The following is a 16467-nucleotide window of genomic DNA, read 5'->3' on the forward strand; positions in this document are numbered from 1 at the left end:
GCACCGTCCGGTACCGCTCCACGCGCGCGTGCGGCCCGGACTCCGTTCGGGGGCTACTCCTCCGGCAGGTGGTCCAGGCGGCGCAGGATCACGCCCTCGCGGAGCGCCCAGGGGCAGATCTCCAGCTCGTCCACGCCGAACAGGTCCATCGCGCCCTCCGCCACCAGCGCGCCCGCGAGCAGCTGGCGCGCGCGGCCCTCCGACACGCCCGGGAGGCCGGCGCGCTGGGCCGCGCTCATCGCGCTGAGCTTGGGAACCCACTCCTCCAGGGACGCGCGGGTCAGGACGCGTCGCAGATAGAGCCCCTTCTCGGAGCCGGCCGCTCCGGCGATCCGGGCGAGCTGCTTGAAGGTCTTGGACGTGGCCACGACATGGTCGGGCTTGCCGAAACGGCTGAATTCCCCGACCGTACGCGCGATCTGGGCGCGCGCGTGGCGGCGCAGCGCCCGTACGTCCTCCGCGTCGGGCGGGTCGCCCGGCAGCCATCCCGACGTCAGCCGGCCCGCTCCCAGCGGCAGCGAGACCGCCGTGTCCGGCTCCTCGTCGATGCCGTACGCGATCTCCAGCGAGCCGCCGCCGATGTCCAGGAGGAACAGCTTCCCCGCGGACCAGCCGTACCAGCGGCGCGCCGCCAGGAACGTGAGCCGGGCCTCCTCGTCGCCGGTGAGGACCTGGAGGTCGATGCCGGTCTCCCGCTTCACGCGGTCGAGGACCGCGTCGGCGTTGGTCGCCTCGCGCACCGCGGAGGTCGCGAACGGCAGCACCTCCTCGCAGCCCTTGTCCTCGGCGGCCTGCAGCGCGTCCCGGACGGTCGCGATGAGCCGCTCGACCCCGTCGGGGGCGATGGCGCCCGCCCCGTCGAGGAGCTCCGCCAGGCGCAGCTCGGCCTTGTGCGAGTGGGCGGGCAGCGGGCGGGCGCCGGGGTGGGCGTCCACCACCAGCAGGTGCACTGTGTTCGAACCGACGTCGAGGACTCCGAGTCTCATGGACGGAACGCTACTGCTCCCACCCGCATACGCTTGTCGTGTGCCAAAGACGAAAAAGGCGAAGCCGGGCAAAGACAGCACTGCCAAGGCTCAGAAGACCTCCAAGAAGCAGGGCGCGAGCTCCGGCCCGGGCGAACCGGACGAGAAGGGCCTCGACTTTCCGCGCGCCTGGGTCGAGTTTCCCGACCCGGCCGACGACGAGCAGGTCTTCCGCTGCGACCTGACCTGGCTCACCTCCCGCTGGACGTGCATCTTCGGCAGCGGCTGCCAGGGCATCCAGGCCGGCCGCGCCGACGACGGCTGCTGCACGCTCGGCGCGCACTTCTCCGACGAGGACGACGAGAAGCGGGTCGCCTCGCACGTGGACCGGCTCACACCCGAGCTCTGGCAGTTCCACGACGTCGGGACGGAGTCGGGCTGGGTGCAGCTCGACGAGGACGGCGACCGGCAGACCCGGCGCTGGAAGGGGTCCTGCATCTTCCAGAACCGCCCGGGGTTCGAGGGCGGCGCCGGCTGCTCGCTGCACATCCTGGCCCTCAAGGAGGGCAAGGAGCCGCTGGAGACCAAGCCGGACGTCTGCTGGCAGCTGCCGGTGCGCCGGACGTACGAGTGGATCGACCGGCCCGACGACTCCCGGATCCTCCAGGTGTCGATCGGCGAGTACGACCGCCGGGGCTGGGGCCCGGGCGGCCACGACCTGCACTGGTGGTGCACGTCGGCGACTTCGGCGCACGGGGCCGGGGAGCCGGTGTACGTGACGTACCGGCCCGAGCTGACCGAGCTGATGGGCAAGGCGGCGTACGACGTGCTGGTGGAGCTGTGCGAGGCGCGGCTGGCGGCCCAGCTGCCGCTGGTGGCTCCGCACCCGGCGGACCCGGCGGACCCGGTCGAGAAGTAGCCGGTAGTCGGGAGCCTGTAGCCGCGCCGACAGCCGGTAGCCGACAGCCGGCAACCGCGCCGGGCGGGCCGGCGGTCGCCGACCGCCGGCCCGCCCGGCAGCGGCCGTCCCGGTGCCGGGCAGCCGGTGTCCGGGCCGACGGCGAGTGGCGCCGGCTGCCGGTACGACCGACGGCCCCGGGCGGGAGCCGTGCGGCCCTAGGGCGGTGGCGGTGAGTCCGAGCCGCTGGGCGTGCCGGGGTCCGTGGACGAGGGCGGTTCGGTCGTCGGGGTGGGTTCCGTCGTGGGCGGAGGGGTCGTCGGCTCCTCCGTGGTCGGCGGCGGCTCCTCCGTCGTGGGCGGAGGGGTCGTCGGCTCCTCCGTGGTCGGTGGCGGCTCCTCCGTCGTGGGCGGGGGCTCTTCCGTCGTCGGGGGCGCCGGGGTCGTCCTCCCGTGGCCGTCGATCCGTACGACGGCGCCCGAGGGGTTGACCCCGACCCGGGCCGACCAGGCGCCCGCGGGCTCGCGCGCGGGGTCCACGGAGATCCGGACCGTCACGGACTCGCCGGGCCGCAGGGTGCCCGAGGCCTGGCTCACGTACAGCCAGGGCGCGTCCGACCAGAGCGACCAGTCGACCGGCGAGCCGCCGGAGGCGGTGAGGGTGAGCAGCGTCGTGGCGCCGTACCCCTGGGCCGTGACCGTGATCCGGCCGGGGCCGGCCTGACCGGGCAGCGACGGCCCCACGGGCCCACCGGGGCTGATCACCTCGACCGAGACGTCCGGGGACCTGCTGCCCCGGGTGAAGCGCGGATCGGGCGTGGTGCGGGCGTTGCCCGCGTTCTCGTAGTGGTCGTACGGAGTGCCGTCGAGGCCCGTGGGGTCGTCCGCCTCGCTGGCGCTGACCGGCGCGCCGGCGTGGTCGCCCTCCCCGACGGGGCCGCCTCGGTACGAGGCCCACAAGGCGAGCACCGGGGCCGCGACGACGGCCGCCACGACGGTCGTCGTCACCGCGCGGGCCCGCATCCGGTCGCGGCGGGCCGCGTGGTCCTTGGGGTCCAGGGGGAATCCGGCCGGCCCGAAGCGGGGGGCGACGGCACGCGCGCGTGGGACGTGCAGCATCGCCACGTACGCGGCCGCCCTCGGCGCCTCGACCAGCGGGAGCCGGGCCGGGGTGGGCGACGCCGCACCGGGCCACGGGCCGCCCGCGCCCGCCCGCTCGGCCGCCCGGCGGCAGCGCGGGCAGTCGTCGACATGGCGGACCAGCTCGGCCCGCAGGGTCGCGGAGAGCAGCACCTGGTGGTCGCCGGTGAGCCGGGCGACCGTGGGGCAGTTCCCGGTCTCGACGACCGCGAGCGCGGCGCGGGTGCGCTCGACCTCGCAGGCGGCCGAGGAGAGCAGCTCGCGGGCGGCGAGCGGGTCGAGGGAGAGCACGGCGGCGACCTCGCGGTGGCCGAGGCCGTGCCGGACGGCGAGTTCGAGCGCCTCGCGCTGCTCGGGCGTGGTGCCCGCGGCCTCCGGCCAGGCCAGCAGCGCCAGTTCGGCGCGGCGGCGCTCGGCGACCTCCTCGGAGACCCGGGGCGGCTGCGGCTCCTCGACGGCAGGGCGGCCGGTGTGCGCGCCCGGCCGGGTGCGGCGCTGCTCGGCGAGGCTGCGCAGACAGGCCCAGCGCGCGAGCGCGTACAGCCAGGCCTTGCGCCCGCCCTCGTCGGAGGGACAGCGGCCGCGGTGGCGCTCCGCGACGGCCAGGACGTCGCCGAGGACGGTCGTCGCGGCGTCGTGGTCGCAGAGCACGGAGAGGCAGTAGGTGAACAGACCGTCCAGATACGCCTCGTAGCGGGCGGGCGGGTGCTGACCGAGGGTGCGGGGACCTTCGGCCGCCCGCCGGTGCGCCCGGTGTGCGCCGGTGGTGTGGGTGGGGGGTTCCAGCCTGCTGCTCGTCACTGGGCGACCGTAGGCAAGGCAGGGCGGACTCTTCGTACCGGTTGAACACTTTTAATCCTTACGGGTGAAGGTATCGCTCGAAAGGGGACAGGAGCGGGCCATTCCGATGCCGTGGGGCCGGCGGGACTCCGGCCCGGCGTCCACTGTCAGTGGGGGCCGCTACGGTGTGGCGCATGGCTGCCCGTACGAAATCCGCCAAGGACCGGCCGTCCTACCGCTGCACCGAATGCGGCTGGACGACCGCCAAATGGCTCGGCCGTTGCCCCGAGTGCCAGGCCTGGGGGACGGTCGAGGAGTACGGCGCGCCCGCAGTCCGCACCACCGCCGCCGGCCGCGTCTCCACCGCCGCGCTCCCGATCGGCCAGGTCGACGGCCGGCAGGCCACCGCCCGCTCCACAGGCGTGGACGAGCTGGACCGGGTCCTGGGCGGGGGGCTCGTGCCCGGGGCCGTCGTGCTGCTCGCCGGCGAGCCCGGCGTCGGCAAGTCCACGCTGCTGCTCGACGTCGCCTCGAAGGCCGCGAGCGAGGAGCACCGCACGCTGTACGTCACGGGCGAGGAGTCCGCGAGCCAGGTCCGGCTGCGCGCCGACCGGATCAACGCCCTCAACGACCATCTGTACCTGGCCGCCGAGACGGACCTGTCCGCCGTCCTCGGCCACCTCGACGCCGTGAAGCCCTCGCTGCTGATCATGGACTCGGTGCAGACGGTCGCCTCGCCGGAGATCGACGGGGCGCCGGGCGGCATGGCCCAGGTGCGCGAGGTCGCCGGGGCGCTCATCCGGGCCTCCAAGGATCGCGGTATGGCCACGCTCCTCGTCGGCCATGTCACCAAGGACGGCAACATCGCCGGACCCCGGCTCCTGGAGCACCTGGTCGACGTCGTCCTGAGCTTCGAAGGAGACCGGCACGCGCGCCTGAGGCTCGTCCGCGGCGTGAAGAACCGGTACGGGGCGACGGACGAGGTCGGCTGCTTCGAGCTGCACGACGAGGGGATCACGGGTCTCGCCGACCCCTCGGGGCTCTTCCTGACCCGGCGCGACGTGGCCGTGCCCGGCACCTGCCTGACGGTCACCCTGGAGGGCCGCAGGCCGCTGGTGGCCGAGGTGCAGGCGCTGACGGTCGACTCCCAGATCCCGTCCCCCCGGCGGACCACCTCGGGCCTGGAGACCTCCCGGGTCTCGATGATGCTGGCCGTCCTTGAGCAGCGCGGCCGGATCAGCGCGCTCGGCAAGCGGGACATCTACTCGGCGACCGTGGGCGGCGTGAAGCTCTCCGAGCCCGCCGCCGACCTGGCGATCGCCCTCGCCCTGGCCTCCGCCGCCAGCGACACCCCGCTCCCGAAGAACCTCGTCGCGATCGGCGAGGTCGGTCTCGCGGGCGAGGTCCGCCGGGTCACGGGCGTGCAGCGCCGGCTTGCCGAGGCGCACCGGCTCGGGTTCACGCACGCGCTGGTCCCCGGCGATCCGGGGAAGGTGCCCGCGGGCATGAAGGTCACCGAGGTGGCGGACATGGGGGACGCGCTGAGGGTGCTGCCCCGCACCCGGAGACCCGCCGCCGCCCGCGACGAGCAGGGGTAGCGGGAGCGGCGGCGGGGTCCGCCGCCGCTCCCGGGCCGCGCCGGGGCCGCGGACGGCTCCCACCCGGGTGCCGCGAACGGCTTCGCTCCGGGACGGTGGGCGGCTCGGACCCGAGGTGCGGACGCCCTGGTTCCGGGGCTGCGGACGGCTCGGGACCGGGTGCGTGAACGGCGCCGGGGCGGGGTGGTGCGTGCGGGTCGCGCGGGGCGAGAAGCGGTGCGCTCCGGCGTGCGGCGGAGGGGCGCGGGGCGGTGTCGCTAGACTTTGCCCTGGTCTCGCCCATCCGTACGAGCCGGAGGAGAGCAGTGGCAGCCAAGGACGGGAACGAAGCGCTGATGCGCGCGGCCCTCAGCGCGGTCGCTCCCGGCACCGCACTGCGCGACGGCCTCGAGCGCGTCCTGCGGGGCAACACCGGCGGTCTGATCGTGCTCGGCATGGACAAGACGGTGGACTCGATGTGCACCGGCGGCTTCGTGCTGGACGTCGAGTTCACCGCGACCCGACTGCGCGAGCTGTGCAAGCTCGACGGCGGGCTCGTCCTCGACAAGGACATCTCCAAGATCCACCGGGCCGGTGTCCAGCTCGTGCCGGACGCCTCCATCCACACCGAGGAGACCGGCACCCGCCACCGCACGGCGGACCGGGTCTCCAAGCAGTGCAACTTCCCGGTCGTCTCCGTCTCCCAGTCGATGCGGCTCATCGCCATCTACGTGAACGGCGAGCGTCGCGTCCTGGAGGAGTCGGCCGCGATCCTCTCCCGCGCCAACCAGGCGCTCGCGACCCTGGAGCGCTACAAGCTCCGCCTCGACGAGGTCGCCGGCACGCTCTCCGCGCTGGAGATCGAGGACCTGGTGACCGTCAGGGACGTCACGGCCGTCGCCCAGCGCCTGGAGATGGTCCGCCGGATCGCCACCGAGATCGCCGAGTACGTCGTCGAGCTCGGCACCGACGGCCGGCTCCTCTCGCTCCAGCTCGACGAGTTGATCGCGGGCGTGGAGCCCGAGCGTGAGCTCGTCATCCGCGACTACGTGCCGGAGCCCACGGCGAAGCGTTCGCGCACGGTCCCGGAGGCGCTGACCGAGCTCGACGCGCTCACCCACGCGGAGCTCCTCGAACTCCCCATCGTGGCACGGGCCCTGGGGTACAGCGGCTCCCCCGAGACCCTCGACTCCGCGGTCTCCCCGCGCGGCTACCGGCTCCTCGCCAAGGTCCCGCGGCTGCCCGGCGCGATCATCGAGCGGCTCGTGGAGCACTTCGGCGGCCTGCAGAAGCTGCTCGCGGCCAGCGTCGACGACCTGCAGACCGTCGACGGCGTCGGCGAGGCCCGGGCCCGCAGCGTCCGCGAGGGCCTTTCCCGGCTCGCGGAGTCCTCGATCCTGGAGCGGTACGTCTAGCCGGAGCCACGTCCGGCAGCGGTACGTCCGGCAGCGGTACGCGGAAGGGGCCGTACGGAGAATCCCGTACGGCCCCTTCCGTGTACCGTCCGCCCTGGGCCCGTCAGCCCTGGGCCGTCAGTCCTTGGCCAGCGTGAACGAGGCCGGAGACACCTTCACGCCCGGCAGCGTCGCCTCCACCAGGTACGTCCCCGGTCCCACCGGGCCCGCCGTGGCGGTGGCGCACTGCGGGGCGCTGCGGGCGCGGTCCCACTCCACGGTGCGCGTGATCTCCGAGCCCGCCGGGACCCTGAGGAACACGGTGCCGGCCGGGCGCGGGCAGTCCTTGGAGGACCAGACGTCGTCGTCCTGATCGTCACTGACCGTCAGAACCGCGTTGCTGGGGCCGAGATCGGCCTTGCAGTCGGCGGCCGAGGTGTTCTTGGCGACCAGCTGGAAGCGCGGCTTCTCGTCCGGCGCGTACGAGACCTGAGCGCTGCGGAGAGTCAACTGGAGCGATCCGGGGGCGCAGTTCGGCAGCGGGGAGTCGGCCGGAACCTGCTGGCCCGCGCTCGCGCCCGCGCCGCCGTCACCGCCTCCGCCGTCGGTGTCGCCGTTCTTGCCGCCGTCACCGCCGCCCGCGTCACCGCCCGCGCCGGCGTCCGTACCGCCGCCACCGTCACCGCCGTCACCGCCGGAGTTCTCGCCGGACTCGCCCGACTCGTCGCGACCGCCCGGCTGTTCGCTGATCGCGGGACCGGATCCGGAGGGTCCGGGGGTGATCGAGGGCGCGGGAGAAGAGCCGTTGGCGGAGTCGTCGGGCTTCTTCCCGCCGCCTCCGCCGGAGGTGACGGCCCAGATGGCGATGAGCGCCATCAGGGCGATCAGGCACAGCGCGACCGCCCTCCGTCGCCAGTAGATGGAGGAGGGAAGCGGCCCGACCGGATTGCGCAGTGATCCCACGCCACGAACCTTACGAGAGATCGGCCCCAACTCCCGCCCCACCCGCCGCCCCAGGCATCAAGTTTTGCCGATGATCACATCCGGGGCACACGCCCCTCTCCGTAATCCCCCACTTTCGTCGGGGGTGGTGGGGGTCGTTCGCTCCGGGTGCCGGGCATCGGCCGCCGGTTAGCGTCGCCGACCATGAACACCATCTCCGACGATCTCTACCTCGATGTCACGGACTTCGCCCACGCCACCCCGCACTGGTTCCAGCAGCTCGCCGAGGCGTGGACGGAGGCCGGTCTGCTCCTCTTCGGTGTGCTGTTCCTCGCGGGATGGTGGCGGGCGAGATCCGGGACGGGCGGTGCGATGGCCCTCGCGCTGCTCGCGCCTCTGGCGACCGCCTGCGGGTACGCGGTGAGCGAGGCGCTCAAGTCGCTGGTGGACGAGGAGCGTCCGTGCCGGGCGCTCGCCGGCGCACCGGCCTCGCTCGTGCCGTGCCCTGCGGCCGGCGACTGGTCCTTCCCCAGCAACCATGCCGCGATCGCGGGCGCGGCGGCGGTGGCCCTCGCGCTGTCCTGGCGCGGGACCGTGTGGCTGACCGTCCCGATGGCGCTGCTCATGGCCTTCTCCCGGGTCTTCGCCGGCGTCCACTACCCGCACGACGTGGCCGTCGGACTGCTGCTCGGCGGCCTGGTGGCGTTCCTGGCCGTGAAGGCGGCGGACCGGCCCGTGCGGGCGGTGGTGGAGGCGGCGCGGTCGAGCCGGAAGGGCGCCGTGCTGTGGTGCGCGGGGCGCGGGCCGCGCCCGCGCGCCTCCACGCGCCCCGAGGGCGTCCGCCACGGCGCGTACTGAACGCGCGCCGGACGTGCCAGGATCGGGGGTGCGATGACTTCCACCGATGCCCCCATCCCTGTGTTCGACGCCCCGGCCGTCCCGGCACCCGCCGCCGCACTGCACGGGCCCGTCCTCGCCTGGTTCGACCGGCACGCCCGCGACCTGCCCTGGCGCCGCCCGGAGGCGGGCGCGTGGGGCGTGATGGTCAGCGAGTTCATGCTCCAGCAGACTCCGGTCGTACGGGTCCTGCCGGTGTACGAGCAGTGGCTGGCGCGCTGGCCGCGCCCGGCCGACCTCGCCGCCGACGCGCCAGGCGACGCCGTCCGCGCCTGGGGACGGCTCGGCTATCCGCGGCGCGCGCTGCGGCTGCACGCGGCGGCCGTGGCCATAACGGAGCGGCACGGCGGCGACGTGCCGAGCGAGCACGCGGCGCTGCTGGCGCTGCCCGGGATCGGCGAGTACACGGCGGCGGCGGTGGCCTCGTTCGCGTACGGGCAGCGGTATCCGGTGCTGGACACCAACGTCCGCCGGGTCTTCGCCCGGGCGGCGACGGGCGTGCAGTACCCGCCGAACGCCACGACCGCGGCCGAGCGCAGGCTCGCGCGGGAGCTGCTGCCGCAGGACGAGGGGACGGCGGCACGCTGGGCGGCGGCCTCGATGGAGCTGGGCGCGCTGGTGTGCACGGCGAAGAACGAGGACTGCGGGCGGTGCCCGATCGCCGACCGGTGCGCGTGGCGGCTGGCCGGGAAGCCGGCCCACGACGGGCCGCCGCGCCGCGGCCAGACGTACGCGGGGACGGACCGGCAGGTACGGGGCCGGCTGCTCGCGGTCCTGCGGGACGCGCCCGGCCCGGTGGCGCAGGCCGCCCTGGACGCGGTCTGGGACGAGCCGGTCCAGCGGGCCCGCGCGCTGGACGGCCTGGTGGCGGACGGCCTGGTGGAACCCCTGGAGAACGCGGAGTACCGCCTCCCCCAGTCCTGACGGGCCCGGCCTTCCCGGCCTCCACGGTCCCGGCGGGCGCAGCCCATGGCTCCTCCGGGTCCCGTACCCGGAGGAGCCATGGGCTGCGCCGGGTCCCCGTACCCGGAGGACGCCGGTCCCCGCCCACGGGAAGTCGCCTCTATACCCACTTCCGGCCCCTGTTACACAACCGATGGACAGCCGTGTGTCTGTCGACGGCCTGCTCGCACAGCCTCGTGACAAGCGCTCCGTAGCGTCATCTCCGTCAAGCGAACAAGCAGGTCACGGGGATGGAGGCGGTCGGTATGCCGCACGGCGAGGTGCTCGACTTCGAGGAGTACGTACGGACGCGCCAGGACGCGCTGCTGCGCAGCGCCCGTCGGCTCGTCCCCGACCCGGTCGACGCCCAGGACCTGCTCCAGACCGCTCTCGTCCGTACCTTCGGCCGCTGGGACGGCATCGCCGACAAGTCCCTCGCCGACGCGTACCTCCGCCGCGTGATGATCAACACGCGTACGGAGTGGTGGCGCGCCCGCAAGCTGGACGAGGTCCCCACCGAGCAGCTGCCCGACGCGTCCGTCGACGACGCCACCGAGCAGCACGCCGACCGCGCGCTCCTCATGGACATCCTCAAGGTCCTCGCCCCGAAGCAGCGCAGCGTCGTCGTCCTGCGGCACTGGGAACAGATGAGCACCGAGGAGACCGCGGCCGCGCTCGGCATGTCGACCGGTACGGTGAAGTCCACGCTCCACCGCGCACTGGCCCGACTGCGGCAGGAACTGGAGAGCCGCGGCGTCGAGGACGCCCGCGCTCTGGAGCGGTCGACCGTACGACGTGACGAACGGGGGCAGGACCGGTGCGCGGCCTAGGCGCCAGATACGACGGCGACGACGGGCCCGGCGGCCCGCGCCGTCGGACCCTCAAGGCGGTGAGCATTTCGGCGGTGGCCGTGCTCGCCGCCGTCGGCCTGTTCGTGACCGCCTGCTCCACCGGCGGTACGGGCTCCCGTGACGAAGGCGCGGCCCGCGCCGACGAGGTGGGTTCAGTGGCCCCCGCGCCGTCCCCGTCCGGTTCCGCCTCCGCAGGCCAGATGCCCGCCCAGCGGGTCGACCCGATCGCGCTGATCAAGGGTGACCCGAAGATCGGGGAACGGCTGAAGGCGGACCTCAAGCCCTGCGTCGCGGACGCGTACCCGGTGGACACGTCCTACGGGAACCTGACCGGCGGTACGAAGCCCGATGTGGTCGTGAACGTGATGACCTGCGGTGACGCCGTCGGCATCGGCACGTACGTGTACCGCGAGGACGGCGACGGGTACAAGAACGTCTTCATGGCCGAGGACGCGGCGGTGTACGCCACCATCGACCGGGGCGATCTGGTCGTGACCAAGCAGGTGTACGCCAAGGGCGACCCGGTCGCGTACCCCTCGGGCGAGGACGTGATCACGTACCGCTGGGCGGGAAGCAGGTTCTCCCAGCACGACTGGGTGCACAACGACTACAGCCGCGCGGTCGGCGACGGCGGCATCGACGGCGCCGCGACGCCCGCGCCGAGCGGCAGCTGAACGGAAGGTAAGGGAAGGGCGCGCGATGGCCGAGACCCATGTGCTGTTCGTCGAGGACGACGACGTCATCCGCGAGGCCACCCAGCTCGCACTGGAGCGGGACGGCTTCGTGGTGACCGCCATGCCCGACGGTCTGTCGGGCCTGGAAGCGTTCCGGGCGGACCGGCCCGACATCGCGCTGCTCGACGTGATGCTGCCGGGGATGGACGGGGTGAGTCTGTGCCGTCGCATCCGCGACGAGTCGACCGTCCCCGTGATCATGCTCTCCGCGCGCGCCGACTCCATCGACGTCGTCCTGGGCCTGGAGGCCGGGGCCGACGACTACGTGACCAAGCCGTTCGACGGCTCCGTGCTCGTGGCCCGGATCCGGGCCGTGCTGCGCCGGTTCGGCCACGCAGGCGGCCCGGGGCCCGGCGACCCGGCGGCCGACGGGGCGCCCGAGGGCGGCCTGCTGGTCTTCGGCGACCTGGAGGTCGACACCGAGGGCATGGAGGTCCGCAAGGCGGGGACTCCGGTGGGGCTGACCCCCACCGAGATGCGGCTGTTGCTCGAGTTCTCCTCGGCGCCCGGCACGGTCCTGTCCCGGGACAAGCTCCTGGAGCGGGTCTGGGACTACGGCTGGGGTGGCGACACCCGGGTCGTGGACGTCCATGTCCAGCGACTGCGCACGAAGATCGGCCAGGACCGGATCGAGACGGTCCGCGGCTTCGGCTACAAGCTCAAGGGATGACCACGTCCGATGCCTGAGAGTTCGACGCCTGAGAGCCTGATGCCCCGGAGCCTGGTGCCCGGAAGCCTGGTGCCCGGGACGCGGGTCCGCAGGTGAGGCCGCCCGCCCTCCGTACCGGTGTCCGCTGGAAGATCGCCGTCGCCATCGCCGCCGTCGGCGCCCTCATCGCGGTCACGCTCAGCCTGGTCGTGCACAACTCGGCGCGCGTCTCGATGCTCGACAACGCGCGCGAGGTGCAGATGGAGCGGCTGCTGTTCGCGCAGCGGTTGTACGAGAGCTCCAAGCCGAAGGAGCCGCGGTTCGGTACGAAGATCAACGACCCGATGCTGCCGCCCCAGCTCGACCAGCTGATGCGGGACAAGCGCCGCGGCACGTACGTACAGGAACACCGTCACGGCGGTCCGCCGGACGTCTGGGCGGCCGTGCCACTGGCCAACGGCGACGTGCTGTCCCTGCACATCCCGTTCGCCGACCGCAGTGCGACGATCATGAAGGATCTCGACCGGGCGCTGATCATCGGCTCGGTCTCGGTCGTCATGGGCGGCTGCGCTCTCGGTGTGCTCATCGGCGGTCAGCTCTCGCGCCGGCTGCGGAAGGCCGCCGCCGCGGCCGGCCGGGTCGCGCAGGGCAACACGGAGGTACGGGTACGGGACGCCATCGGCGGAGTCGTACGCGACGAGACCGACGATCTGGCCCGCGCGGTGGACGCCCTGACCGACGCCCTCCACGAGCGCATCGAGGCCGAGCGCCGGGTCACCGCCGACATCGCGCACGAGCTGCGCACCCCGGTGACCGGGCTGCTCACGGCGGCGGAGCTGCTGCCGCCCGGGCGCCCCACCGAGCTGGTGCGGGACCGGGCGCAGGCGATGCGGACGCTGGTCGAGGACGTCCTGGAGGTCGCCCGGCTCGACAGCGCGTCGGAGCGTGCCGAGCTGCAGGAGATCGCGCTCGGGGAGTTCGTGGAGCGACGGGTCCGGGCGCTGGACCCGGAGGCCGTGGTGCACGTGGTCCACGAGTCCTGGGTGAGCACCGACCCGCGGCGCCTGGAGCGGATCCTCATCAACCTGCTGGCGAACGCGGCCAAGCACGGGAAGCCGCAGGTCGAGGTGACGGTCGAGGGCCGGGTGGTACGCGTACGGGACCACGGTCCCGGCTTCCCCGAGGCGCTGCTCCGCGAGGGCCCGAGCCGGTTCCGTACCGGCGCGAGCGATCGTGCGGGGCAGGGGCACGGGCTCGGTCTGACGATCGCGGCGGGGCAGGCCCGGGTCCTCGGCGCCCGGCTGACCTTCCGCAACGCCGCTCCCGAGGGCACACCTCAGGGGGCGGGCGGCGCGATCGCGGTGCTCTGGCTGCCGGACCACGCGCCGACGAACACGGGCAGCTTCCCGATCATCTCCTTCGCGGACTGAGGACAGGGACGGGCGCGGCACAGCACGGCACGGCACGAAGGGCCCCGGCACACCTGGTGTGCCGGGGCCCTTCACGCTCACGAGACGGGTCAGACGGTCTCGGCGACCTTCGGCGCCTCCTCCGAGCCCTGCGGACCCTTCTCCGGTCCGGCGCCGCGCAGCGCGACCTCCTTGACCAGGAAGGCGAGGACGAAGGCGAGGACCGCGACTGCCGCGCCGACCAGGAAGGCGGAGTGGGTGCCGGCGGCCACCGCGTGCTGGTACGCCTCGCGCAGCGCGGCCGGCAGCTTCGCCAGCGAGGCCGCGTCCAGCTGGGCGGAGTGCAGCGTCAGCTCCGAGCCGCCGCGCTGCGCCATCTCGTCCTGGACGCGGTTCGTGAAGAGCGCGCCCATGATCGCGACGCCGAAGGAGGAGCCGAGGGTACGGAAGAGGGTCGTCGAGCTGGAGGCGACGCCCATGTCCTTCATCTCGACGCTGTTCTGTGCGACGAGCATCGTGATCTGCATCAGGAAGCCCATGCCGGCTCCGAGGAGCGCCATCCAGACGCCGGAGACCAGCCGCGAGGTGCCGGTGTCCATCGTGGAGAGCGCGAAGAGGCCGACCACCATCAGCGCGCCGCCGGCGATGGGGAAGATCTTGTACTTGCCGGTGCTGGTGGTGAAGCGGCCGACGAGCAGCGAGACGACCATCATCGACAGCAGCATCGGCAGGAGCAGCAGACCGGAGTTGGTGGCCGAGGCGCCCTGCACGGACTGCTGGAAGATCGGCAGGTAGAGGACCGCGCCGAACATCACGAAGCCGGTGATGAAGCCGATCAGGGACATCACGGTGAAGTTGCGGCTGCGGAAGATGTGCAGCGGCATGATCGGGTCGCTCGCCCGCGTCTCGACGTACAGGAAGGCGGCGAGCGCGACGGCTCCGCCGACCGCGAGGCCGACGATGGTGGCCGAGCCCCAGGCGTACTCCGTGCCGCCCCAGGTGGTGACGAGGACGATCGCGGTGATGCCGACGGTCAGGAGTCCCGCGCCGAGGAAGTCGATCCGGGTGCCGGTGGCGCGCTGCTTCTTCGGCAGGTGCAGGACGGTGGTGACCATGGCGAGGGCGACGGCGCCGAGCGGCAGGTTGATGTAGAAGGACCAGCGCCAGCCCCAGTGGTCGGTGATGGTGCCGCCGACGAGCGGGCCGCCGATCATGGCGAGGGCCATCACGCCGGCCATCATGCCCTGGTACTTGCCGCGCTCCCGGGGCGGGATGAGGTCGCCGATGATCGCCATGACGCCGACCATCAGACCGCCGGCGCCGAGGCCCTGGACCGTGCGGAAGCCGATGAGCTGACCCATGTCCTGGGCCATGCCGCTGAGCGCCGAACCGATCAGGAAGATCACGATCGAGATGAGGAAGACGCCCTTGCGGCCGAACATGTCGCCGAGCTTGCCCCAGATCGGGGTGGAGGCGGCGGTGGCCAGGGTGTAGGCGGTGACGACCCAGGAGAGGTGCTCCAGGCCGCCGAGTTCGCCGACGATCGTGGGCATGGCCGTGCCGATGATCATGTTGTCCAGCATCGCGAGGAGCATCGCGATCATGAGGGCGAGGAGTACGACGCGGACGCTGCGCGGTGGCGCCTCCGTCGCCTCGCTCGGCGTGGTGGTGGTCGACTGCGCAGCCATGTCATTCCCTTACTTGCCGCCCGGCTAGTTACTACACTGGGGACGGTAGACGTGTAACTTGCCGGTCGTCAAGTAAGTTTTGTGGAAAGTGGAGAGCAGCCATGGCCCGAGGCAACACCCGCCAGCGCATCCAGGACGTGGCCCTGGAGCTCTTCGCCGCACAGGGCTACGAGAAGACCTCGCTGCGGGAGATCGCCGAGCACCTCGATGTCACGAAGGCCGCGCTGTACTACCACTTCAAGACCAAGGAAGACATCATCATCGGCATCTTCCAGGACCTCACCCGGCCCATGGACGAGCTGATCGCCTGGGCGAAGGAGCAGCCGCGCACGCTGGAGGTCAAGGAGGAGATCATCCGCCGCTACCAGCAGTCCCTGGTCGGCGCGGCCCCGCTGTTCCGCTTCATGCAGGAGAACCAGGCGGCCGTGCGCGAGCTGAGCATCGGCATGACCTTCAAGGAGCGGCTGCTGGAGCTGAGCGGCCTGATCCAGGAGCCGGACTTCGCCGTGATCGACCGCGTGCGCTGCGTGAGCGCCATCTTCGCCCTGCACTCGGGCATGTTCTTCATGGACAACGTCGAGGGCGACCCCGAGGAGAAGCGTGAAGCCGTCCTCGAGGTCGCCCTCGATCTGATCACCCAGGCGCACAGCGCGCGGTGAGGCGTTCTTCAGGTCAGATGCTGACGCCCACCGAGCGCAGGAACACGGACGGGTTGAGGGCGGAACCGTAGTTCGGGGTCGTACGGATCTCGAAGTGCAGGTGCGGGCCGGAGGAGTTGCCGGTGTTGCCCGAGAGGGCGATCTTCTGACCGGCGCCGACCTTCTGGCCGATGTGCACGTTGATCTTCGACAGGTGGGCGTACTGCGAGTACTTGCCGTTGGCGTGCTTGACGACGATGGCGTTGCCGTACGCGGGGCCGTCGCCGCCGCCGTTCGGGCCGGCCTTCACGACGGTGCCGGCGCCGGCGGCCTTGACCGGGGTGCCGACCGGGACGGCGAAGTCCTGGCCGGAGTGCTTGTGGGCCCACATGGCGCCGCCCTGGTTGAAGCTGGCGCTCAGCGTGTAGCGGCTGACCGGCTTGACCCAGGAGGGGGCCTTCTTGGCGGCGACCGGGGCGGCCTTCGCGGCCTTCGCGGCCTTGGCGACAGCAGCCTTCTTGGCGGCGGCCTGCTTGGCGACGGCGGCCTTCACGGCGGCCTGGGCCTGGGCATCGGCCTGCGCGGCGACGGCAGCGGACGCACCGGTCGCGGCAGTCGCGATGGTGGCGGCCTTGCCCTCGGCGGCGAAGGCGGACCCTGCACCGGCCACCAGCGACACTCCCAGACCCGCGGTGGCGAGAGCGACGGCGGTGGTACGGACGGCGGGGTTCATGACGCGCTTCGACATACGGGGGAAAACCTCCGGACAGAACGGGACCCGACGCGATCGCTGCGCCGGGCGGGCTGTTGCTCATCCTTGGTAACCCGGACCCCCATCCGGCGTAAACCACCCCATCTACGACATTGCGTCGTAGCGACGGGCCGGGAAGTTCAGCTCTTGACGACCGGGATCTCCACCTTCGAAATCGGACATACCGGCACCAATGAACTGGTTTATCCGCAC

At 72.7% G+C, this 16467-nt stretch carries 15 protein-coding genes; 10 read left to right on the top strand and 5 right to left on the bottom strand.

The window, feature by feature from the left end; genetic code table 11:
* Positions 1-53: 53 nt before the first annotated feature.
* Complete coding sequence (locus tag ACF1G2_RS30860) at positions 54-986, bottom strand: Ppx/GppA family phosphatase (protein WP_391801456.1); 933 nt, start codon at positions 984-986, stop codon at positions 54-56.
* Positions 987-1026: 40 nt separating this feature from the next.
* Here ACF1G2_RS30860 and ACF1G2_RS30865 point away from each other — a divergent pair, with 40 nt between their 5' ends.
* Positions 1027-1884: a hypothetical protein gene (locus tag ACF1G2_RS30865; protein ID WP_391801457.1), complete on the top strand. Its 858-nt coding sequence runs from the start codon at positions 1027-1029 to the stop codon at positions 1882-1884.
* A 197-nt stretch (positions 1885-2081) separates the two neighbouring features.
* Here the strand turns inward: ACF1G2_RS30865 and ACF1G2_RS30870 are convergent, their stop codons facing one another.
* On the bottom strand, positions 2082-3803 hold the full coding sequence (locus ACF1G2_RS30870) for a hypothetical protein (RefSeq protein ID WP_391801458.1): 1722 nt from the start codon (positions 3801-3803) through the stop codon (positions 2082-2084).
* A gap of 173 nt (positions 3804-3976) precedes the next feature.
* On the opposite strand from ACF1G2_RS30870, the gene radA reads away from it, so the two are divergent.
* Together radA and disA are read left to right on the top strand one after the other, a co-directional pair.
* Positions 3977-5380 carry a DNA repair protein RadA gene (gene radA, locus ACF1G2_RS30875; RefSeq protein WP_391801459.1) on the top strand — a complete coding sequence of 468 codons (1404 nt, stop codon included), beginning with the start codon at positions 3977-3979 and terminating at the stop codon, positions 5378-5380.
* Positions 5381-5715: 335 nt separating this feature from the next.
* Positions 5716-6774 carry a DNA integrity scanning diadenylate cyclase DisA gene (disA, locus tag ACF1G2_RS30880; RefSeq protein WP_383222575.1) on the top strand — a complete coding sequence of 353 codons (1059 nt, stop codon included), beginning with the start codon at positions 5716-5718 and terminating at the stop codon, positions 6772-6774.
* A gap of 117 nt (positions 6775-6891) precedes the next feature.
* On the opposite strand, the gene ACF1G2_RS30885 is transcribed toward disA, so the two are convergent.
* The gene (locus tag ACF1G2_RS30885) at positions 6892-7716 is read right to left on the bottom strand and encodes a hypothetical protein (protein ID WP_391801460.1); all 825 of its coding nucleotides are present in this window, start codon (positions 7714-7716) and stop codon (positions 6892-6894) included.
* Between the two features lie 183 nt (positions 7717-7899).
* Here ACF1G2_RS30885 and ACF1G2_RS30890 point away from each other — a divergent pair, with 183 nt between their 5' ends.
* The 6 genes from ACF1G2_RS30890 (at position 7900) to cseC (ending at position 13198) form a co-directional block, all read left to right on the top strand.
* Complete coding sequence (locus ACF1G2_RS30890; RefSeq protein WP_391801461.1) at positions 7900-8553, top strand: phosphatase PAP2 family protein; 654 nt, start codon at positions 7900-7902, stop codon at positions 8551-8553.
* Between the two features lie 33 nt (positions 8554-8586).
* Positions 8587-9516, top strand: coding sequence for an A/G-specific adenine glycosylase (locus ACF1G2_RS30895; protein WP_391801462.1), 930 nt, complete (start codon positions 8587-8589; stop codon positions 9514-9516).
* A gap of 284 nt (positions 9517-9800) precedes the next feature.
* Entirely contained in the window at positions 9801-10364 is a 564-nt protein-coding gene (locus ACF1G2_RS30900; protein ID WP_383180754.1) for a SigE family RNA polymerase sigma factor, read from the top strand.
* The gene (locus ACF1G2_RS30905; RefSeq protein ID WP_391801463.1) at positions 10352-11059 is read left to right on the top strand and encodes a hypothetical protein; all 708 of its coding nucleotides are present in this window, start codon (positions 10352-10354) and stop codon (positions 11057-11059) included. Before ACF1G2_RS30900 ends, ACF1G2_RS30905 begins: the two co-directional genes overlap by 13 nt.
* A gap of 25 nt (positions 11060-11084) precedes the next feature.
* Positions 11085-11789, top strand: a complete 705-nt coding sequence (gene cseB, locus ACF1G2_RS30910; protein WP_391801464.1) for a two-component system response regulator CseB — start codon at positions 11085-11087, stop codon at positions 11787-11789.
* A 92-nt stretch (positions 11790-11881) separates the two neighbouring features.
* A complete protein-coding gene (gene cseC, locus ACF1G2_RS30915) occupies positions 11882-13198 on the top strand; it encodes a two-component system sensor histidine kinase CseC (protein WP_391801465.1) in 1317 nt (438 codons plus the stop codon).
* A gap of 89 nt (positions 13199-13287) precedes the next feature.
* On the opposite strand, the gene ACF1G2_RS30920 is transcribed toward cseC, so the two are convergent.
* Positions 13288-14865: an MDR family MFS transporter gene (locus ACF1G2_RS30920; RefSeq protein ID WP_391801466.1), complete on the bottom strand. Its 1578-nt coding sequence runs from the start codon at positions 14863-14865 to the stop codon at positions 13288-13290.
* Between the two features lie 101 nt (positions 14866-14966).
* Between ACF1G2_RS30920 and ACF1G2_RS30925 the strand changes: the two genes are divergently transcribed.
* The gene (locus ACF1G2_RS30925; RefSeq protein ID WP_391801467.1) at positions 14967-15524 is read left to right on the top strand and encodes a TetR/AcrR family transcriptional regulator; all 558 of its coding nucleotides are present in this window, start codon (positions 14967-14969) and stop codon (positions 15522-15524) included.
* A gap of 13 nt (positions 15525-15537) precedes the next feature.
* Here ACF1G2_RS30925 and ACF1G2_RS30930 read toward each other — a convergent pair whose 3' ends face one another.
* Positions 15538-16251, bottom strand: coding sequence for a M23 family metallopeptidase (locus ACF1G2_RS30930; RefSeq protein WP_391801468.1), 714 nt, complete (start codon positions 16249-16251; stop codon positions 15538-15540).
* Positions 16252-16467: the final 216 nt, after the last annotated feature.

Origin of the sequence: Streptomyces sp. NPDC013457 (assembly GCF_043089925.1) — a bacterium.
GTDB lineage: Bacteria > Actinomycetota > Actinomycetes > Streptomycetales > Streptomycetaceae > Streptomyces.